This is a genomic window from Streptomyces sp. NPDC057565 (assembly GCF_042801455.1).
In the GTDB taxonomy this organism is placed as follows: domain Bacteria; phylum Actinomycetota; class Actinomycetes; order Streptomycetales; family Streptomycetaceae; genus Streptomyces; species Streptomyces yanii.
The window spans coordinates 417,533-438,830 of sequence record NZ_JBHVFU010000006.1 but is presented as its reverse complement, the minus strand read 5'-3'; the positions used below and the strand labels follow the sequence as shown (position 1 = coordinate 438,830).

14 protein-coding genes and 1 tRNA gene are annotated in these 21,298 nt (G+C 65.1%); 12 read left to right on the top strand and 3 right to left on the bottom strand.

What is annotated here, in order from left to right:
* Positions 1–110 precede the first annotated feature (110 nt).
* The 7 genes from ACFU8W_RS16485 (at position 111) to ACFU8W_RS16455 (ending at position 13,163) form a co-directional block, all read left to right on the top strand.
* Positions 111–1,403 (top strand): DNA cytosine methyltransferase, encoded by a 1,293-nt coding sequence (locus ACFU8W_RS16485; RefSeq protein ID WP_384037055.1) that lies wholly within the window; start codon positions 111–113, stop codon positions 1,401–1,403.
* On the top strand, positions 1,400–2,182 hold the full coding sequence (locus ACFU8W_RS16480; RefSeq protein WP_384037052.1) for a very short patch repair endonuclease: 783 nt from the start codon (positions 1,400–1,402) through the stop codon (positions 2,180–2,182). The genes ACFU8W_RS16485 and ACFU8W_RS16480 overlap by 4 nt, the downstream gene beginning before the upstream one ends.
* A 235-nt stretch (positions 2,183–2,417) precedes the next feature.
* Positions 2,418–4,790, top strand: a complete 2,373-nt coding sequence (locus ACFU8W_RS16475; protein ID WP_384037050.1) for a hypothetical protein — start codon at positions 2,418–2,420, stop codon at positions 4,788–4,790.
* A 178-nt stretch (positions 4,791–4,968) separates the two neighbouring features.
* Positions 4,969–8,466 (top strand): hypothetical protein, encoded by a 3,498-nt coding sequence (locus tag ACFU8W_RS16470; RefSeq protein ID WP_384037047.1) that lies wholly within the window; start codon positions 4,969–4,971, stop codon positions 8,464–8,466.
* Positions 8,467–8,525: 59 nt separating this feature from the next.
* A complete protein-coding gene (locus tag ACFU8W_RS16465; protein WP_384037044.1) occupies positions 8,526–10,397 on the top strand; it encodes a hypothetical protein in 1,872 nt (623 codons plus the stop codon).
* A 38-nt stretch (positions 10,398–10,435) separates the two neighbouring features.
* Positions 10,436–11,200: a hypothetical protein gene (locus tag ACFU8W_RS16460; RefSeq protein WP_384037042.1), complete on the top strand. Its 765-nt coding sequence runs from the start codon at positions 10,436–10,438 to the stop codon at positions 11,198–11,200.
* A 703-nt stretch (positions 11,201–11,903) separates the two neighbouring features.
* Positions 11,904–13,163, top strand: coding sequence for an MrcB family domain-containing protein (locus tag ACFU8W_RS16455; protein ID WP_384037039.1), 1,260 nt, complete (start codon positions 11,904–11,906; stop codon positions 13,161–13,163).
* Positions 13,164–13,331: 168 nt separating this feature from the next.
* Here the strand turns inward: ACFU8W_RS16455 and ACFU8W_RS16450 are convergent, their stop codons facing one another.
* A complete protein-coding gene (locus ACFU8W_RS16450) occupies positions 13,332–14,129 on the bottom strand; it encodes a hypothetical protein (RefSeq protein ID WP_384037036.1) in 798 nt (265 codons plus the stop codon).
* A 947-nt stretch (positions 14,130–15,076) separates the two neighbouring features.
* Here ACFU8W_RS16450 and ACFU8W_RS16445 point away from each other — a divergent pair.
* Entirely contained in the window at positions 15,077–15,478 is a 402-nt protein-coding gene (locus ACFU8W_RS16445) for a CBS domain-containing protein (RefSeq protein WP_345510456.1), read from the top strand.
* 314 nt (positions 15,479–15,792) lie between these two features.
* On the opposite strand, the gene ACFU8W_RS16440 is transcribed toward ACFU8W_RS16445, so the two are convergent.
* On the bottom strand, positions 15,793–17,262 hold the full coding sequence (locus ACFU8W_RS16440) for a catalase (protein WP_345510458.1): 1,470 nt from the start codon (positions 17,260–17,262) through the stop codon (positions 15,793–15,795).
* Between the two features lie 151 nt (positions 17,263–17,413).
* On the opposite strand from ACFU8W_RS16440, the gene ACFU8W_RS16435 reads away from it, so the two are divergent.
* From ACFU8W_RS16435 to ACFU8W_RS16420, 4 genes are all read left to right on the top strand, one after another.
* Complete coding sequence (locus ACFU8W_RS16435; RefSeq protein WP_384037031.1) at positions 17,414–17,833, top strand: Fur family transcriptional regulator; 420 nt, start codon at positions 17,414–17,416, stop codon at positions 17,831–17,833.
* A gap of 413 nt (positions 17,834–18,246) precedes the next feature.
* Positions 18,247–19,062 (top strand): ABC transporter ATP-binding protein, encoded by an 816-nt coding sequence (locus tag ACFU8W_RS16430; protein ID WP_384037028.1) that lies wholly within the window; start codon positions 18,247–18,249, stop codon positions 19,060–19,062.
* Positions 19,059–19,934 (top strand): ABC transporter permease, encoded by an 876-nt coding sequence (locus ACFU8W_RS16425; RefSeq protein ID WP_384037025.1) that lies wholly within the window; start codon positions 19,059–19,061, stop codon positions 19,932–19,934. Before ACFU8W_RS16430 ends, ACFU8W_RS16425 begins: the two co-directional genes overlap by 4 nt.
* Before the next feature lie 44 nt (positions 19,935–19,978).
* The gene (locus ACFU8W_RS16420; RefSeq protein WP_384037022.1) at positions 19,979–21,124 is read left to right on the top strand and encodes an ABC transporter substrate-binding protein; all 1,146 of its coding nucleotides are present in this window, start codon (positions 19,979–19,981) and stop codon (positions 21,122–21,124) included.
* A 65-nt stretch (positions 21,125–21,189) separates the two neighbouring features.
* Here ACFU8W_RS16420 and ACFU8W_RS16415 read toward each other — a convergent pair.
* Positions 21,190–21,263, bottom strand: a tRNA-Met gene (locus ACFU8W_RS16415).
* Positions 21,264–21,298: the final 35 nt, after the last annotated feature.

The following is a 21,298-nucleotide window of genomic DNA, read 5'->3' as shown; positions in this document are numbered from 1 at the left end:
GCGCATGCGACGAGTGATCGTCGTCACTCTATCTGGTGAACTTGGGGACCACGGTGCCGGATTTTCGGGAAGGGCTCACTTGATCGATAACTCCGCGGTATGGTTTTCCCATGTCTGAGCTGCGAGAGAAGCATCCCGAGGTGGGTACCTGTGTCGAGCTGTTCGCCGGTGGTGGTGGCCTCGCCATGGGTGTCCACAACGCTGGCTTCCGACCGCTGCTCGTGAACGAGTACGCCAAGCGGGCCATCGAGACCCTCCAGACGAACGAGATGCCGGGTGGCGGGAAGTGGCCACTGAAACCTGGTGACGTCCGCCTGTTGCAGAACGACTTCAAGGAACTGGAAGGCCAGGTCGACGTCCTCGCCGGCGGGCCGCCGTGCCAGCCGTTCAGCCTGGGCGGCGTCGCCAAGGGGACGGAGGACGAACGGAACATGTTCCCGCAGATGTTCCGCGCCATTCAAGAGATGCGACCGAAGGCCGTCATCTGCGAGAACGTCCGAGGTCTACTCCGGAAGTCCTTCAACCCCTACTTCCAGTACATCCTCAACGAGATGAGGCTCCCCTTTGTCGAGCGTGAGGAGGGCGCGACGTGGGAGGAGCACAACGAGGTTCTGGAGAAGCTGCTCGCCAACGACTCGGTGCCTGACTCCGAGCGCTACATCGTGAAGCACCACCCCGTGAACGCCGCTGACTTTGGTGTCCCACAAATCCGGCAGCGGGTCGTGATCGTGGCCTTTCGCGCCGACCTTGGACTGAACGAGAATAAATGGGACATCTTCGCACCGAAGGACACACACTCTGACGAGGCGCTGATCCACTCCATGCGTGAGGGCGGAGAGTACTGGGCCCGCCATCGGGAGGTCTCGGAGGAAGCGAAGGCCCGCGCCATCGCGAACCTGCCGAAGCTCAACTACAACAACTCGAAGACCAAAGAGAAGCTCGCCCTTCAGCCGTGGCGGACACTCCGGGACGCGATCCACGGTGTTGACGAGTTTGAGGGACACTCCCTGCCGTCCGTCAGCGAGAAGGCGGTCAACAATAAGGAACAGGTGGGGGTGATCTCCGACCACTTTGGGTGGCCAGGCGCCCGCGTCTACACGGGGCACACCCCCAACCTCCTTGACCGGCCCGCCAAGACTGTCAAGGCTGGCGTGCACGGCGTCCCTGGCGGCGAGTCCGTGATGATGATGGACGACCCCACTTTCGATGGAAGCGGCTATCGGTACATGACGGTCCGCGAGACCGCGCGCGTCATGACCTTCCCCGATGAGTGGACGCTCGCTGGCCCGCGTGGCGAGAAAATGCGACAACTCGGGAACGCTGTGCCAGTGAAGCTGGGCAAGGTGTTCGCGGACGCAGTCGCAGCCGCCCTGAACTCGGTCGGTGCCCTGGAGAAGCCGTGACACACGAGGCAGCCGGCACGCAGCGGGGCTGGAACGATCGACTACCGCCCGCGAAAGCGTACAAGCCACGGTTGGGCCTGTCTCGGGACAAGCGGACAGCGGAACAGGATAAAGCGGCAGGCGGACGCTATCGCCGTGCAGTTCCGCTTGGGAAAGGCCAATACGCGCGGGCGTCAATCACTCTCCGGCTTTATCGACGGACCCGGCGTATCCGGGCGTATCTACGCTGGTCGGTCAGTGGCGGCACCGAAGAGCGCTACGTCTGCGATGTCGCCGAAGCCACTCGCGCCGCCAATCTTGCCCATGCCTGGAGCAAGGCCCGTGAGGCTGGACTCGCCGTCGATGAGCCACTGCCCGAAAGCTCCACCGCTATTTCGATGTCTGTCCGCGCAGTCATGACAGCGAACAAGGGAGCGGACACCAAGCCCGAGCTATTGCTCCGGTCGGCGCTGCACCGCAAGGGCCTCCGCTATCGAGTCGGTATTCGTCCGATCCCGGAATTGAGGCGTACGGCAGACGTTGTCTTCACGAAGGCCAAGGTGGCTGTCTTCGTCGATGGCTGCTTCTGGCACGGCTGTCCGGAACACTACCGGCCGTCGAAACAGAACAGTGAGGCATGGAGCAAGAAGATCAAGGACAACCGAGACCGCGACGCAGCGACCACAAGCGCACTCAAGGACCAGGGCTGGGTGGTGCTCCGCTTCTGGGAGCACGAAGATCTAGAGCTTGCCGCCGGGGAGATCAAGGCAACAGTCGAGCGTCGTAAAGCCGAACTCTGACATCCCTACCCGCCTGATCCTGCGCGGCGCTCCGCGATCCCCCTTCGGTCCCGTCAAGTGACCCGGCGACCAACCAGATAGGCCTACTTTCTCGGCGAAGTCGTCGCTCCTGATCCGCTGAATCGTCGACGCGGCGTCCTCGCTGCCCGCTAACGTGAGCTGGATGGGGGGTGTGGCTGAGTGCGATCCTGCTGGGCTGGTCGTGGCATTGACACGAGGAGTCCTAAAACGCCGGATGGAGGGACGGACAGTCCCCTTCGCACCTACCGCCTTCGATATCGAGCTGCTTAGCGCGGTAGAGGCGGCCGTCTCGGCCGGTGTCCCCATCGCGGTCGTTCTTCCGCTTCCAGGAACGACGGCTCCGCTGCTGCTTGGTGCGGCAACACTGGTCCGAGCCATCCTTCGAGACCGTTCCCTCGGCCACCAGGTGGCCGTCGTCTCTCCACATCTCGCATCCCGTACGCTGTACGACCAGTTGTTCTTCAAGGACCAGCGTCTTGCCGACTACGTGCCTCGTACATCGGTGAGCGTCGACGGTCTCGTGCGAGTGGTGGGCACGCCGCGGCGCGATAGTGGGGGCCGCCTCCACCTCGTGAGCGGGCTCGCGCGGTTGTCTTCGTGGTCGGATCAGCTTTCCGGACTCGTCATCGATGGCGCGGCCGCCAGCACAGACGATCTACAGCGAAAGCTCGCACAGGCGAGCGCAGTCTCCCCACTTGTTTACCTCACGGCGGATCCTGGGGACCTCGCCCTGTCACTCGTGCGAGAGGCGGGAGGCGTCGTCTGGGGCTGGGATGGCTCCAGTTTGGCCGCCGGCCTCGCACGCCCTACGGTCACTGAAGGCCTCAACGCCGGATCTGTCATCGCGGGCGTGCCCGTCTTGGCCGCAGCCGCACGGTCCGAGACCATCGTCTTGACCCCAAGAGCGGGCGAGTCATCGAGCTTGGACATCGCTTTGGGCGAGCTGCGGGAAAGGCTCGTGCGTCTTGGCTCTTCCCGTATCGCACCTCGTACCCCCACCCATCATCACTGGCTCCGCTGGGTCTGGGGTGTGTTCAACATAATCTCCATGCTGCCGACGTCGCCGGTGAGCTACGACAGGCATGCAGGGCGAGGGCCTTACATCACCCGCTTGTGCGAAGTAGTGCCTATCGCGCGTTCACTGGCGCGGGGCTCCGGGAGCGAGATGAGGGCTCATTGGTTGGGTGTCTCGGACGCCCTGGCCGACGCCCTGATGGCCGCCGAGAGAGAGGAGCGGATGGGCTACCTCATCCCTTGGGTCGCCACAAGCGCGGCTGAGCGGCGGCGGGCGTTGCTGGTCGTCCGTAACGGCGCGTCTCGTGCGGCCGCGGTAGACGCGCTCAACGAGTCCACGCACACGCCGCCAGGGTGGGAGAAATGGGTCACCGTGGGATCGACGGCCGACCTAGTCGCGGGGCGGATAGCCACTGCGGGGCTCTCCGAGATTCGATTGTCAGGTCCGCCGCCGCGAGGTCGATCCGGACTGCTCGGGCTTCCACCCGCTCCAGTCCTATCCGTGCTCACGACCGGACCGTTCGAATGCCGGCGCGCATTGCGACAAGCGGTGTCCGCACGCTCCGCGTTGCACACGATCCGTGAAGAAACGGTCGCGCGATCGGCGTCGCGTCTTTCCGTCCAGGCCACCCCTGCCACCGAAGGACAGCCGCCCAACGCCGTGAGACTCCTCTCGGAGGGCGCAAGTGTTCCCCGGTCCTCCTGGACCGCCCTCTTGAAGTCGAGCGGTCCGTGGGATCCGCTCGAGGTAGACCTCCCGGACCTTTTGCGGCGTGTCGTCGCAGAAGGACGTGACATCGATGAGGCCCGCGCGCCAGCTCCCGCTCGCGTCGAGAGGGGCGCTGCGCTCACCCATGTGACGGTCCTGGCCGTCGAGGTCGCGAGCGACGGCAGGGAGATGGTTCTGCTCGTTGCACCGAACGACTTCGTGACCCGGCGGCGCGGAGTGGAGCTGCAGAAGGTAGCGGCCAAGTCACTGGTGAAGGAGGACGTGATTTACCTGGTCGATCACGCCGCGCGCGGAGACTTGCTCGGCGCCGTTATCCGAAAGTTGTCGGAGGCTCCCGCCTACGCCCCCTTGGAGGCTTTGGTGGACTTTTGGCACAGTCGCGCGCGCCTCGTGGCGGACTCAGGCATGACGTACGGCGAGATTCACCGCAGAATGCATGGTACGTCCATCCGTTCCGCACAGACGATTGGGACGTGGGTCAGAGGTCAGGTCAACGGGCCTCATGATCCGGAGGATGTGCGCCGCTTCGCGAGAGCTGTCCAAGATCAGGTGCTCCTAGCGCAAGCTGAGCGGGTTGGTTGGGCTTTGAAAACGCTGCAGATTGTGCACCGTAAGGCGGGACGATGGCTATCCACCCAGATAGCTGGCGCGCGCTCGCACCGTGACAATGCGCTGATCGACGCCAACCTAGGTCTGCGGGTATCAGACCTACTGGAGAGCGTGACCGCTCATTCGGTACGCGGCATCGACCGCGCTCCTCACAGTGTCCCCGCACATCTGGCCGGACACCTGTTCACGCCGTACGAGGCCGAACTGGTACTCCATCAACTATACGTCTCCTAGGGTCACTTACCGCACAGAGTGGAAGTATGGCGCCACCGGGCGGTGCTACGCTGTCTGGCCAGAAGCGCAGTACGCACATAGCTCTCATACTTCACACCACGTCACAGGTCACGCGAGGGATATCCCCGGACGTGCCCATCGGCTTCGCGCCCACATCCTTCAAATCAGGAGCTTCGCCATGCCGGTATTTCCTCATGGCCGTGCGTCCGTGCCGGCCGACACCCCAGCCCAGCGATACGACGCCCTTCTTGGCTGCCTTTCACGGCGCATCGTCAGTCAGGCCACAGGCACGTCCATCCCAACTGGGACTCGACTCCCTGATCAGCCGCAGAAGCAACTGTGGCTCGGCATGCTCGCCAGCGAAGCGAAGCTGGTCGACGAGACCAACGCCGGCTTCCGCGGGCTTCAGATCACCCCGCCGGCCCAAGGCTTCTCCTTCCGCGTGCGAACGCTGCCGGAAACCCTCACCATCGAGGTCGCGGCGTCAGCCTTCGTGGCTCTGCATCCCACGGTGGAGGAACAGCGCGACTCCACGACCACAGCACTCAACTTGGCCACATCCAGAGCGCGTAGCGCGGCGGCGGCAACTGGTGCGACCGTACAGACGGTAACCGGAGCGGCTGATGGCCGCGTGTCCCGAGCTCCTCAGGCAGGCGCAGGAAACGGGCGCGGTACCAAGTACCCACTCGCACAGATCTGGACGCACGTCGCAATGAATCCTGTCCGGATCTTCGTTCGCCTTCCTTCCGCGAAGGCATTGTCCATGCGTGTCGGCGAGGAGGACATCGCTGCAGCCCTGCGCTCCGCAGTAGCCAGTCATGGCCACCAGCTCTTTCGACAGCGCTCGGGCGCTCCGGCGAACGGATCCCTGCCCTACGAGCACGACTTGGTCGACGATCGAACGTGGGCCGCGTACAGCGCCCACCATCTGATTCCTGCCGCGGACGTTACCCCTCCCCAGCACCGGGCAGCTGTCGAGATCGAAATCGCTCCTCTCGATGGAGCCTTTGAAGTCTTCGTCGCGGTGGTCAATACCACGCCGGCTCCCAAAGACCAGATGATCCATGGAGTACGCCCCTACGAGGAGGCGTACCTGGATACCCGCTTGTATCAGGTCGTCCTGACGGCGACGCTCGACGGACACATCGAACCGTATGAGCTGGAACAGGTCGCCCAGTCGCATCGATACGAGCGTTCCGTGCCAGCGTTCGGTCACGCCTCGCCTGTCTCTCACCATGAGAATGGCGGACGTACCACGCTCCGGACCGAGTTCGCCGCCACAGAGCCGACATGGCGCGCATATCCCAGGGAGAGGTCCAGCAACATGGCTGGCCACGAAGTCCCCATCGATACCTCCTTCGACTCCCTCATCGCGAACCCGGTTGGCACCATCTCGACCCTGGTCGACCTTTTGGACGTCTGGGTAGACGATCACTGGGGTACTGCGGCATTGGACGTCCTACACAAAGCGCGAGGGTGGAACGACAATGCGCGTGCGGAGGCAGAGGAGGACGCCCACGCCGCCCGCGCGGAGGCGGCCTGGGTCCGTGCCGGATTGGACATCCTGCGGACCAATCCAAACGTGCGGGACGCCTTCGTGGCGGCGAACAAGGTGGTCAAGGCCGCCGCAGGCGATGAATACGACAGCTGGCGCCCTTTTCAGGTGGCTTGGATCGTTGGGTGCCTCCCGGGCCTGGTCGACCCTAAGCAGCACCAAGAGGTCAACATCGTCTGGTTCCAAACGGGTGGCGGGAAGTCCGAGGCGTATCTCGGACTGATGCTCGTCACGCTCTTCTACGGTAGGTACACAGGCGTCACCCGGGGCACGCAGGTATGGGCACGGTTTCCACTTCGCCTGTTGGCGCTCCAGCAGACCGAACGCTTCGCGAAGATGATCATGAACGCGGAGATCCTCAGGCGTAGGGACCATCGCATCCGCGACACGGGCGCCTTTGGCATCGGTTACTTCGTCGGCGGTGGCAATACTCCGAATCGACTCCGCAAGCCTGACGGCAGCAATTACAACAACGGTCCGGACCCCACCGACCCGGCGACCGCCGAGGCATGCAGGGTGCTAGACGATTGTCCCGTTTGTGGTCGGAGTCTCACCGTCAAGTGGGACGACCCAAGCCACACCATGCGCCACGTCTGCGAGAACCGCAACTGCGAGCTGAGCGGTGTCCTCCCGATTTGGGGAGTGGACGACGACATCTACCGCCGGGCACCCTCCGTGCTCGTCGGCACCGTCGACAAACTCGCGCAACTTGGCCAGAACCAGGCCTTCCAGATCTTGCTCGGCCGTCCTCATTCTCTCTGCCCTAGGCACGGCTACTCCGCCAACCCCAGCTGGTGCTCCGTTTTCGGGTGTAAGGAGCAGCGGCGTCCGGTACCGAAGGGGTTCGGGCACGTACGGCTGGAGATCGCCGACGAACTCCATCTCCTCGACGAAAGTCTTGGCGCACTCGACGGCATGTACGAATCGCTGCTCCAAAGGATCAGCGAGCGACTCAAGAACGATCCCTTCCAGATCGTCGGCGCCACCGCGACCATCGAGGGCTACCGGAACCAGGTACGCCATCTCTACGACCGCGAAGCCCGGCGTTTTCCCGTCAACGGCCCTGAGGCAGGGGAGACCTTTTGGTCCACTACCCGGAAGGGCGATCCGCTGCGCCGCTTCCTGGGGGTGCGCTCTCGCGCCAGCACCATGGTCACCGCCACTCGCGAGGTTGCGATGGTGCACGACCGATGGGTGCGTGACCTGCGCGACGACCCAAAGAGCGTCGCCGCGGAATCGGGTCTCGACGCCAACGACGTCTCAGTCATCGAGGAGGTCCGACGGGCGGGCGAGGATCTCTTCGAGGTTTTGGTCGCCTACTGCTTGCGGAACGAGGATCTGACCAGCTTCGTCCGGGACCCCGCGGTGCGGGAGCTATTGGAGAGCGAGGACAACCTCGCGATCATCAACGGCGACACCAGTCCTAGCGTGATCCGCTCAGCCGTTGGCCGGCTGCTGAAGCCTCCGGCGAACAGCTCGGAGCGCGTCAAGCTCATCGCCGCCACCAAAGCGATCGGGCACGGCTTCGACGTCGCGAGGCTTGGCGTCATGGCCGTCATGGGCACTCCGACCCAGGCGTCCGAGATCATTCAGGCGTCGGCACGCGTAGGCCGCCGTTTCCCAGGACTGGTGGTAAATGTGATCAACCCCAGCCGGGACCGGGACGCGAGCGTTTTCCGCTACTACCCCGAGTGGATCCGCTACCTGGATCGCCTCGTCCACAAGGTGCCCGTGAACCGAGAGTCGGTACCTGTCCTCAAACGCGTCCTGCCTGGTGGATTGATGGCCTGGCTCCTACAGGTCCTAGACCGGGACTGGATTACAGGAGGGCGCAGGCGACGATCCCTGGCGGACTCAACCGCGTTCCGAGACGCCGTGAACGACGGATCAGTCGACCGAGCCCTGCTCGTCTCCCTGCTGCGTCACGGATTCGGCATCGACAGCACGAGTGTCTATCACCGAATGCACCGCGAGGCCATCGACGCCTGGGTCGACGACCACCTGGCCACGCTCCCGCTTCGCGCGGAAGCCGGCAAGCGACTCCCCGACCTGCTGCATCCGTCCGTACCTCGGTCCCTGCGCGATATCGAGGAGCCCTTGACCATCTACGGCGAGTTGTAGTCACACGCGGATTCCGCGTCGCTCCCCGCCGTTTCCTCCTGTACTCGGAGAGAGTCCACATGGTCTTCGAACAACTCAACCGCAGCAATATCCAGGCACTCTGGCGCTACATGCCCGGCCAGCCCTACAACTGGTCCTCCAAGGGATCAGTCCTCGGCGAGTCACCGCGCCAGGTAACCCCCCTCGACGTTCCCGAGGGATGGGTGGCACCGCAACTTCGCCGACTGCTCCTGCCCTTCGCCAGTGCCACGGGTAACGATCCGCGAGCTGGTGCCGAGCTGACCGCGATCGAGCGGCGACAGTTCAGTCTGGTCAAAGCGGAGGACCTCCGGGCCGTTCGCTTCCCCAACACCTTCCTGTGCCGTGCATGCGGCGCCTTCCGGCTCATCCGCGCCACCGACACCGCACCTACATGCCCCACTCCCGCTCACGGGCGGTTGGACCAGTTCTCTTGGTGCGAGGTACATGAGTGCGGTCACCTGAGCGAGATCACCGTACCTCGATGTGCCTCGGGCTGCCGCTCCTGGATGCACCTCAATAATACTCGCGACTTGAACACCTCCCGCTGGTACTGGACCTGCGCCCGCTGCCAGCGGCGCTCGGACGAACCAGTCGTCAGATGGTGCTCAACCTGCCGCGATGGGCGTCCTCAGGTCATGCGGGTGCCGCAGACAGCGGCCTATTACCCCCAACAAGTCACCGTCATCAACCCGCCCACCCGCGGGGACTATGGCGCACTCGCCTACGACGGCGTGTACGCCGCCGCAGTAGCGCAGAGCCTTGGCACGCTGCCCAGAGGGGCTGAGGGTCTCCGACGAGCTGGAGGCGCCAATGCCACGGGAGGCGCCGTGGAGCAAGCGCGCGAGACGGCGGAAGCACTGGGAATGAAGCCGGGCGAGGAGCTCTACGACCAGCTCATCGCCAAGGCCCAGAAACGTGAAGACGACGTGCCCGCCTGGGACACCCAAGTCGAGGCCTTGGGCCGTGATCCCGAGACGATCGAAGCGTTCGGTGAAGAATGCCGACAGCTCGGCCTTGCTTGGGACGCCAAGCCGTTGACGGTCCAGAATCTACTTGATGGCGACGCTGGAACCCAGTTGGAGGCCTACTACCAGCAATACCCTAAGCTCATCTCCCGCTGCGGGTTCAATGACGTGACTCTGCTGCGGGAGTTGCCCATCGCCTACATCGTGGCAGGCTACACAAGGATCAGCAGTAACGCGGTGGCCACCACACGCCGAGGCACCCAGACCACGCAGCGGTTTCGCTTCTTCCCGGCAGGGCGCGATAGCAAGTTCCCAATGTACGGCGTGCGCACCGAGACCGAGGGCCTGCTGTTCGAGTTGGACAAGCTTGCCGTGGTGCAATGGCTCATCGACTCGGAGGTCATCGAAGATCCTTGCCTGCGCACGCAGGAAGAGGCTCAACAATGGATCTTCCAATTCAGCGACCCCGTGCTCGACGTCTTCAACGCTCCCGAAAATTCCATCACAAAGGCGATTCTCGGTCTCGTCCATTCTATGGCTCACCGCACGATGAAGGCCCTAGCCACCAGGTGCGGGCTCAACGTCGACTCTCTCGGGGAATACCTCTTCCCAGCTAACTGCGCCTTCCTTGTCTACGCCAACACACGCAGCAACTTCACTCTCGGTGGACTCGAACACGTATATCGGTTCGACCTGGAGGACGCGCTGTGTGAACTGGACGCGGAGACTCGCTGCGTGTTCGATCCGCCTTGTCGCCGGGACTTCGGTGGGGCGTGCGCTGCGTGCCTCCACCTCTCCGAAGTGGCCTGCACAAGGTTCAACACTGTGCTGGATCGCAACCTACTCTTCGGCACGCTCCCACCACTCGTTTCCGACCCTGCCGGAGGGTCAACCCAATCACGAACGGAAGGCAGACGACGGTGGCGCGGGTACTGGAGCCACTGAGACCTCTGGTCTCCCTGCTTCTACAGGCATCAGCCCCCGTGGACACCGCGGCGGCCGCGACCAACATCGCGGCCGCCGCAGGCACCGGTCTTGAAGTGTCCAGGGCCATCATGAACGCCGTCATCGACCAACGGCTCGTTTCTTACGCTCTCACGCACGCGGGCGTTCTCGACGATCAAGGAAACCTCACAGCAGTCGCGCCACTGCTCTTAGCTCAGGTACACGCGATGGTGGCTATGTCGGTTGAAGAGGGATGGGAGTTGGTGCTCACCGTGCCAGCTTTCCTAAAGGATTCGCTGAGCACGATGTCACGCGACAACGGAGGACCAGGGCTGCCACTCGACACGGGTCGCACAATTCGCGAGGTCGCAGAAACCGCCCAAACGTGTCTAGTGATCGCCGCGCCGTACCTGCATCCGTCCTTCACTACCGCACTTGCGCCGGCCCTCGCCACGCTCTTGCAAGACGGTGGGACCGCCACGGTGATCACCAGAGCTTTGGGCTGGTCCGCGCCGAATCGCTCCAACGCCAATGTGGAGGCCGTGACGGTCCTTCGTGAGGCGGCCGGCACCGCCAGCGGCAAGCTAACAGTTTGCTCGTGGGACGAGGTTGGGCTAGGTGTTCACTTCAAGGTCGTGCTGGCAGACGATCGGCTCGCGTACATCGGCTCCGCGAACCTCACTCCGGGAGGAACAGGCGCCCACGCGGAAGCCGGCGTGCTACTACGGGGGTCACGAGTGAAGTCGCTTTCCCGATGGCTTCAAGTGGTAGCGGATGAGCTCACACGACGCTCTGTTGCATGAACGGGGCTCGCTGACTACCTCCAAACGCGTTCCCAATGGTTCCTGGCACTCCCAAGCGGCACCGACCAACCCCGGCCGCCCGTGGACCATCCGTGGACGGTAGCGAGCCATAGCCGACTCCGAACAGCTCTGACCAGCGCAGGTGCTGAAAAAGCCGTCGGCCTCCGGAGCCGTGTGCGCGAAGCGGGATGATGGTCTGCATGGCCTACGAATCCAGCAGCGCCCCAGCCGAGAGCACTCAAGTCGCGACCGTGCCCGATGGGGTCGAGTAGGTCTTCACCTGGGAGCAGGGCGCCCGTATCGAGTTACAGAACCTTGGTGGCGGGGTCGTCATCGAGGCAAGCGTCGCCGGGCTCAGAACGCTGGCCGGGCCATCTACTCACACTCGCCTCCTAAAGCGATGTTGTCGGAGCCCCTTCCCCCAGGTGTGCCCCAGAGGTGTCCAGCAACGGAGAAGCTGCAGGTGAGACGGGGTAACGGGAGCCCTCTGTAAAGCTGCCGATGGAGGGGCGCGTCAGCCTTCCTGCACATAACCGGCGACACAGCCCAGGCGCGGTTTCATGGGCCATCTGTGGGCCAGGAGACCAGCCAAGTGCGACTAGGACAGCATTCTGGCAGGTCACATGCGTTGTGGACGTGGCCAGAGCGACTGGCTTGAAAGCCGTTCCGGTAGCTGTCAGTGCGGAGGTCTACGCTGCGGCGCGTGGATGATCTCTTGGGTTATGTGCTTGATCTGCAAGGTGCGTGGACGGCCGACAACACGGATGAGATGCGGAAGCGGGGCGTCCACATTCGGCAGGACCTTCCCGCTTTCCTGAGGAAGCGCTCATCGGAGTTGGCCGATGCACTCGGCGTGGCCGTGGGCGAGCTGGGGGTCCAGGGACGGGACGGCACCGGGCACAAGCCTGAAATCCCGTGGGTCCGCGTCTTCGGTCGTGAGCAGTCCACGCGTGCCACGACCGGCTGGTACGTCGTCTATCTGTTCAGCGCCACCGGTGACCGCGTGTACTTGTCGTTGAATCAAGGGACGACCGTGTGGACTGGGGGCGACTTTAAGGCTCGCAAGGTCGAGGACCTCAGGGCCCGGGTCGGTTGGGCACGCCCTATCCTCGCTCAGCAGATGGCCGGCCGGGCCGATCTCCACGAGGAGATCGCACTGGATGGGCGCACCTCGCTCGGGCGTGGCTATGAACCTGGGAATGTCGTTGCCATCGAGTACGCCCGTGAAGCTCTGCCCTCGCAGCACGTCCTCATCACGGACTTGCTGTACATGCTCGGCTTGCTGCGGACGGTCTACGAAGCCGAGCGCATGGCCCCGCACATCCCGGGTGACCCGACTCCCGAAGTGCTGGAGGCCGAGGAAAACGCGGCCGTAGTGGCAGGACGACGCAGCCGCAGCCACACGCGCCCGGCACGATCCGGGCAGGGCTTCCGCCTCACGGCCGCGGAGCGACGCGCGATCGAACGGCGCAGCGTGCACATGGCCACGCTCTTCTTCGAGGCACAGGGCTGGTCGGTCAAAGACGTTGGTGATCGGGAGTCCTTCGACCTCCTGCTGAAGCGGGATGAAGAGCGCCTGCACGCGGAGATCAAGGGGACCACCTCGGCTGGCCGCGACGTCATCCTGACCCGGGCTGAAGTGGAGAAGCAGAGGCGGTACTACCCGGCCAACGCCTTGGTCGTCGTCCACTCCATTGTTCTCGACCGCACAGCAGAAGAGCCCGTTGCCTCTGGCGGGGTTCTCCACTGCACGTCGCCCTGGGAGATCGCCGATGAAGACCTGACGGTGATCTCTTACGCCTACCGCACCGCGGTAGGCAACGAAGGGTCAGCCAACAGCGCCCAATCCGTCATCAACGCCCTGGCGAACGGCTCAAGACGTAGTGAGCAAGGGCTAGTTGCTCCAGATGCCGACGCCGTGGACGACCAACCGTACGAGGAGACGTTCAGGGCAGCGGAGTGATGGCCGGCTGACGCGTCGGGACGACGTCTGCTGTTGCAGGACGCGCGCTGCGCGATCCACCGCACTTTGGGCTCTGCCCCTCCCCAAACGAAGCGCTTATCTGGCTCTTTGGCCAAGGGAGGTGCCGTAGCTGTCGTCGTGCGCCCGCCGGGGATTGCGGGAAAACCCTTAGGCAGTAAATGACTTTTGCCGTTTGAGGTACGCGTCGTCCATGGTGAAGAGATAGAAGAACTCGATGAAGTACGGAATTTTAATGTGGCTGGACACCTGATCGCTCCGCGCGACAAGTATCGAGATTGCGTGACGCGCAATTCTGGCACACAGGAATGTCCCTTCCTTGGCCACATATTCGCTCACATTCGCAGCCTCGGCAGCAGCCGCGAACCCATGAACTGGAGATCCGTCCTCAGTCTCGAAGCGAATATTTGCCCTGCTTCCAACCTGTGCATCCAACTCCCGCGCCCACCCCACGTCCCGCAAGGGTCGCTTGCGCTTGCTCATGAGGAGTTGCCCGACCTCGGAAAACCAGCGCTCCACTGGATCCCGCGTTTTAGCTTTCCCTGTCAGTACGTCAATGTTGTAATAACGTGCCCCAATAGCGAAGTCTGACAGAACGCCAATGGCCGCGTCCGTCAGATCGGCGTCCGGAAGTTCCCAAACACGCGCTGACACGTCCAGGCGACTTCGGACATCTCCGAGCCGCGCAAGAAGGTCGGTAAGTTTATGCCCGTATTTCTTCATGAACTGATGATCGCTGGGGAAGCTTCCGTTCTCCACGACATAGTCGACGATGAGGGCCAGTTTCATGATTCGTTCAAGGCCAATGGTGTACTGAAAGAATCCGCCGTAGTAAACCTGCGGATCGGCGTAGTTAGCCTTCCTGAGACTTGCCAGACCTCCCCTCAGTGAGTACGAGGCGAGACCAGCCTCGTGCGTCAACGGCCGCCATTCCGGCGTGTCCATCATGCCCCCCGACATTACCCAGCGCTGTCGAATCAACACGCATTGTGTCAGAGGCGAAGTGTCGTCCGCATCATCCTTCTGACGGATCTCAGTCCACACGCAGTTGGCAGGTCGGAAGGCCCGCTGCGCCGGTAGCCCTCCAGCGAGTTGAGCGCCTACGCCTCTTCCCAGCGAGGGGTCTGGCTGGCGATCATCTCCACGGCCAGCCTGTGCGTTGCCATGGGGGCTGGCCTGCTGTTCTTCATGGCCGGAGCTGAACCGACAGCAGTCCTCGGAGCCAGTGGGGCGGCCTTTTTGGGTTCCGTAGGCGTGGGGTTCGCGGCGCACAACTTCCTCGCAGGCTAAGTGAGGTCGCAGCATCCGCGGACGAGGCGTGGACGCTATTGCTATGGGATTCCGGCAGCACACGCGTGGCCGCAGCTCAGAGCGCATCGTTGTGCGACATCGGCGGTGGACTGTCAAGGAGACGGGCGCTGATCGTTCCTAGCTCGCGGTGGGGCAAGCGTGGGGCGGCTTCACCTTGCGGCAGCCCAATGCCCTGGTCAGAGGCAGACTTACGCGCGGACTGTAAATCTGCCGATGGATGGGCGCTGGCGCTCCTGCAGATGACCGGCGTCACGCTTTCTTCCGGGCCGTCTGTGGGCCGTCTGAGGGGGGCCGGCGATGGCCAGCAACGACCAATGATGCCCGCAACCACGCAGCTCACCGGCATCTTGCGGAGCGATGCCGCACCCCACTGGAGGGGCGGTTCAATACCAGCGGTACTGATCCCGGGCCGTCACGACGCAGCGGACCCCGAGGGGCGTGTGATGCACTTCCGCGCGCCCCTCGAATGATCTCCACACGCCCCCTTGTTGGACTCCCCCAGGGATGCAACGCTGAGAGTCCCCCCACTTGTGAACTTGTGAATCGACTCACGCAGTCGCTTCACGAAGGAGGTGGCTCCCTTCATGCTCGTCCGTGACGCCATGAGCACGATGGTCCTCACTATCGGCCCCACTCATACGCTCCGCCAGGCGGCCCGACTGATGTCCGCACGCCGCATCGGGGCAGCGGTCGTCCTCGACCGCGACACCAGCGGGATCGGCATCCTCACCGAGCGCGACATCCTGAACTCGGTCGGCTCCGGCCAGAACCCCGATACCGAGACCGCGTCCACCCACACCACCAACGATGTGGTCTTCGCCGCGCCGAGCTGGACCCTGGAAGAGGCCGCGGAGGCCATGACGCACGGCGGATTCCGCCATCTGATCGTGCTGGACGACCATGGGCCCGTCGGCATCGTCTCGGTCCGCGACATCATCCGCTGCTGGGCACCCGCCCGGCGCCACCCGGTGGAGCTGGTCGGCTGAGTTCCGCCACGTACGTACGACTGATGGGCCTGCCCCCTCGGTGAAGAGGGACAGGCCCATCGTCGGCGGGAGAGCCGGTACTAGTGCCTTGACCGGCAATGTTTGCCCCATGAGGGGCGCCGTCCGGTGCGTGCGATCGCAAGGCGGCCGGAAGTCCTTGGATGGGGTCTCCCCTGCTCGAACGGAGTTGAGAGCTTGGGGAAGGAACTACCAGGGCTTTTGGCCAACGCGGAAGGGGGTCCCCCCTGGCCCTTAAGGCCTTGGGGGAGCGCGTGCCGGGCGGTGCGACGAGGCAAAGCTTGCCGGGAGGGGCACTAGGCGCGCAGGGCCTGGACCGCCGCTTCCAGTCGCTTGCCGAAGTCTCCGTCGGCCTGACGGAAGTTGTTGATCGCGCGCTCGGCGATGTCGTCGCGCGAGACCTTCGCGATGAATCCGGCGAGGTTGTCGATCAGGCGCGCCTTCTCGTCCTCGGAGTAGAGCCGGTAGAGGTTTCCGGCCTGCACGAAGTCGTTGTCCTCGGCGTGGCTCGGGGCCTCGTGCGTACCGATCTCACCGGTGACCGTGGTGGGTTCCCACAGCGGACGATCCGTCTGGACCGGACCGCCGAAGCTGTTGGGCTCGTAGTTCTTCGCACCCTTGTGGCGGCCGTCGTACAGGTAGCCGTCGCGGCTGTTCGTCCGCGCCTCGGTGGCGTGCGGACGGTTCACCGGCAGGTGGTCGGCGTTGATGCCGACGCGGTACCGGTGGGCGTCGCCGTACGCGAAGAGGCGGCCCTGGAGCATCTTGTCCGGGGACGGGCCGATGCCCGGCACGAAGTGTGCGGGGCTGAAGATCGACTGCTCGGTCTCCGCGAAGATGTTCTCCGGGTTGCGGTTGAGCTCCAGCTTCCCGATCTCGATCGGCGGGTAGTCCGCGTGCGGCCACACCTTGGTGAGGTCGAACGGGTTGAAGCGGTAGGTGGCCGCCTCGGACGCGGGCATGATCTGGACCTGCACGGTCCAGGACGGGAAGTCGCCACGCTCGATCGCCTCGCGGAGATCGCGCTGGTGGCTGTCCGGGTCCTCGCCGGCGAGCTTGTTCGCCTCGGCCTGGGTGAGGTTCTTGATGCCCTGGTCGGTCTTGAAGTGGTACTTGACCCAGAAGACCTCGCCGGCCTCGTTGTTCCACTGATAGGTGTGCGAGCCGTACCCGTTCATGTGACGCAGCGTGGCCGGGATGCCGCGGTCACCGAAGAGCCACGTCACCTGGTGGGTGGACTCGGGCGACAGACCCCAGAAGTCCCAGACGTTGTCCGCCTCCTGCGAGCCGGTGTACGGGTCGCGCTTCTGGGTGTGGATGAAGTCCGGGAACTTGATGGCGTCCTTGATGAAGAACACCGGGGTGTTGTTGCCGACGAGGTCGTAGTTGCCCTCTTCGGTGTAGAACTTCAGCGCGAAGCCGCGGGGGTCACGCACCGCGTCCGCGGAGCCGAGGTTGCCCGCGACGGTGGAGAAGCGCAGGAACGTCTCGGTCTGCTTGCCGACCTCGGAGAGGAACTTCGCCCGCGTCCACTGCGAGACGTCGCGGGTCAGCGTGAACGTGCCGTACGCACCGGCGCCGCGGGCGTGCACGACGCGCTCCGGAATGCGCTCACGGTTGAAGTGCGCGAGCTTCTCCAGGAGCGACTGGTCCTGCACCAGGACCGGACCGCCGACGCCCGCGGTCTGGCTGTTCTGGTTGTCGGCCACCGGCGCGCCGGCCTCCGTGGTGAGCGGTCCCTGCGTCACGTGCGCCTCCTGCGTCATTCCTGCACATCCGTCATGTCCTGATGTCCGCACAGCCTGTCCCTTGGCCTATGCCGATCTCGATCCTACAATGGACTTAGTCCAAGTCAAGTGAACATCTAAAGTCACACCCATTCGGGACCAGGGTCCCCTCACTGTTAGGCTTGCTTCCATGAGTGACCTGTTGGAACGGCTCCGCGGACGCGGCTGGCGCATGACTGCGCAGCGGCGTGTCGTGGCCGAAGTCCTCGACGGGGACCATGTACACCTGACGGCCGACGAGGTCCACGCCCGGGCCGTCGCCAAGCTGCCGGAAATCTCCCGCGCCACCGTCTACAACACGCTCGGCGAGATGGTGACCCTCGGTGAGGTCATCGAGGTCTCCACGGATCGCCGCGCGAAGCGGTACGACCCGAACGCGCACCGCCCTCACCACCACCTGGTCTGCGCCCGGTGCGGCGCCATCCGTGACGTGCATCCGGCGGGCGATCCGCTGGCGGACCTGCCAGCCGACGAGCGCTTCGGCTTCACGGTCTCCGATGTCGAGGTGACGTACCGCGGCATCTGCCCGAACTGCGCGACAACGGCCTGAGACACCGCGAAAGGCCCGGCGCGAGCGACACTCGCGCCGGGCCTTTCGCATGCCGACACCCCAGGGGCTGAACACCGAACCGCACCTGGGTGCCGACGACGCCCGGCCCCCGCGCCCGGCAGATGGCCGGCCAGGAGCCGCGCATCGACCGCAGCGTCATGATCAAGGTCGCCGACTCCCCGATGGGGGACGGCCCGGTCCTGCGCGAACGAGCCGCCGCCGGGCGCGTCCAGCGGCGGCGGTCGGCCGAACCGTCGGACAAGCTGCCGCAGGTGCGCCCCCAGGGAAGCAGGTGTGTGGCACACCCATCCCGCGCGTACCCTCTTCCCGAATCTGATGGGTCGTCATATCGTCGGCGGCGATCGCGTCCGCCCCGCGGCGGATCCACACCTCGACCGCACGAGGAGAGACCCGTGGGAGATCCGCACCCGAGCACATCCCCACCCACACCCACACCCGCCGCCCCCAAGCTCCGGGCACAGGCGCTCACCCGTTCGTTCGGGCGCGGCGCCAAGACCCTCACCGCTCTCGGCCCGGTCGATCTTGACATCGCGCCGGGTGAGTTCACCTGCATCGTCGGCCCGTCCGGCTGCGGGAAGTCCACGCTGCTGAGGATCGCCGCCGGACTGCTCCGCCCCAGCGCGGGCGAACTGTCCATCCGTACGGCATCACCCCGCCCGGCCGCGATGATCTTCCAGGACTACGGGATCCACGATTGGAAGACCGTCCTCGCGAACGTCCGGTTCGGCCTCGACATCCAGCGCGTGCCGCGCAAGGAGGGCGACGCCAGGGCGCGCGACTGGCTCGCCCGAATGGGGCTCGCGGAGTTCGCCGGCGCCTACCCCGCTGCGCTCTCCGGCGGAATGCGGCAGCGCGTCGCCATCGCCCGCGCCCTCGCGGTCGAACCCGAACTCCTGCTGATGGACGAGCCGTTCGCGGCGCTCGATGCCCAGCTGCGGACGATCCTGCAGGACGAACTGCTGGACCTCACCCAGACCACCCGTACCACCACGCTCTTCATCACCCACAGCCTGGAGGAGGCGATCGTGCTCGGCGACCGGGTGCTGGTGATGTCCGCCAGGCCGGGCCGGATCATCGCCGAGCGCCGACCGCCGTTCGCCCGGCCGCGCACCGGCGACGTCCGTTCGGCGCCCGAATTCACCGCACTGAAGAGCGAGTTGTGGGAGCTGCTGCGCGGCGAGGTCCGCAGAGAGGTGGCCCCGGCATGAGCACAGCCGTGAAACGCGCACGTCAGGAAGACGGTGGGGCCGTCCTGGTGCGCAGGCCGGGCCCGCAGGAGCTGCATCCCGTACGCACCCATCGCAGGCGCCGCGCCCTGGAGCTGGCGCTCGCCGTCGCCGTACCCCTGCTCCTCGTCCTGCTCTGGCAGCTGGCCGCCGCGCAGTCCTGGATCGACGACCGGGTCTATCCGGCCCCGTCCACCATCCTCGCGGACGGCTGGGACCGCGCGGCCGAGGGCGAGCTGTGGCCCGATGTGTGGGCCACGCTCAAAAGGGTCCTCGGCGGCTACGCGATCGGCACCGTCACCGGATATGCACTCGGCCTGCTGATGGGGGCGCTCTCCCTCGTACGAGCCGCGCTGGAACCGTTGCTCGATGCCCTGTACGTCGTGCCGAAGCTGGCTCTGCTGCCGGTCTTCCTCAATATGTTCGGCCTCGGCGAGGGGCCGCAGCTCGCGCTGGTCGCCGCCACGGTCTTCTTCTTCGTCTGGATCTCCACCATGGCTGCCGTCCTCGCCGTCCCGGCGGGTCACCGCGACGCCGGCCAGGTCTTCGGCGCCTCGCCCTGGCAGATGTTCCGGCATGTGCTACTGCCCGCCTCGCTGCCCGCGGTGCTGGTCGGCGCACGGATCGCGGCGGGGGTGGCGGTCCTGGTGATCGTGGCGTCCGAGCAGATCGCCGCGGCGGACGGGCTCGGGCATCTGATCTTCGACTCCCGGGCGCTGTTCCAGAACGACGTGATGTTCGTCGGCATCGTCTGTGTGGCGGTACTCGGCGTCGTCTTCTCCGAAGTGGTGCGGATCGCCGGACGGTTGCTCACGCCGTGGGCGCCGCGCGACCGCGGCCGCGGCCAGTCGTGAACGGCACCGACCCTGCTCCATCGAGTTCCCCGTACGGAGGCACTGTGCGTACACGTACCCCTCTCACCCGCACCGTCGCGCTCGCCGCGACAGCACTGCTCGCCACGGCGGGCTGCGCCGGGAAGGACTCCGGCGACAGCACCGGCGCCGCTGCCGCGCCACGCACCGTGAAGCCCGTCACGGGCTGCGGTACGGGCAGCTGGACCGACCCGGCCGATCTGGCACGGGACCGGAAACCTGCCCGCTGCGACAAGGGCGCGCCCGCCGCGCAGCCGCTGACGAAGAAGCGGAAGATCACCGTCGCGACCGGCACCCTCAGCGCGGAGTACGTTGCTCCGCTCCAGGTCGCCGTCGCGAAGGGCGAGTTCGCGAAGGAAGGCCTGACTGTCGAACTGAGGGTGCTCCCCACTCCGGACGCCCTGCCGCTGCTTGCCAAGGGCGATGTGGACGCCCAGTGGGCGGCCCCCGAGGCAGCCGTGATGAACGGCATCAACGGCGGCTTCGACATCAAGTGGGTGGCGGGGAACTTCTCCCCCGACCCCACCTCGAAGAGCGGACTGTGGGTCCGCCTCAAGGAGGGCGAGAGCGCCGGTCACGTCGACATGGCGGGCCGGAAGATGGGCACCATGATCGGCAAGGGGTCGGTCATCGCGTACCCGATGGACACATCGCTGAAGAAGCACGGCGGCGGGCTCGACAAGATCAGCTTCCAGCAGCTCGGCTCGGCGGATGTGCTGACCGCTCTGCAGAACGGGGGCGTGGACTCCGCCTGGCTGCTCGACCCGGTCTGGCGGAAGGTCGACGGCGACAAGAAGTACGCATTCCTCGGCGGCCAGCCGGTCGGCGAACCGCTCGGCGGCCTGCTCTTCGGACCGACGCTGCTGACCAAGGACCCGGACGCGGGCGTCGCCTTCCTCCGCGCCTACATCCGCACGGTGAACACCTACTTCTCCGGGGACTACAAGTCCGATCCCGCCTTCGTCGCGGAACTGGCGAAGCTGATGAAGATCGACGAGGCAACGCTGCGGTCGACTCCGTCGATGCGAATGGACTGGGAGATCCGGAAAGGCACGACGGACCGCCTGCAGCAGGCGTACCGCGACGCGGGCGTCTCGGTCGGCAAGCCGGTGCCGGAGGAGAAGGCCGTCGACCGGGCGATGTACGGGGAGGCGGTGGGCCACACGCTCTGAGGCGAAGGCCCCGGACATGAACAGAGGGCCGGATCCCTGTAAAGGATCCGGCCCTCTGCCTTCAGTAGCGGGGACAGGATTTGAACCTGCGACCTCTGGGTTATGAGCCCAGCGAGCTACCGAGCTGCTCCACCCCGCGTCGGTAAACACAACATTACGTGACGCCCCCGACCA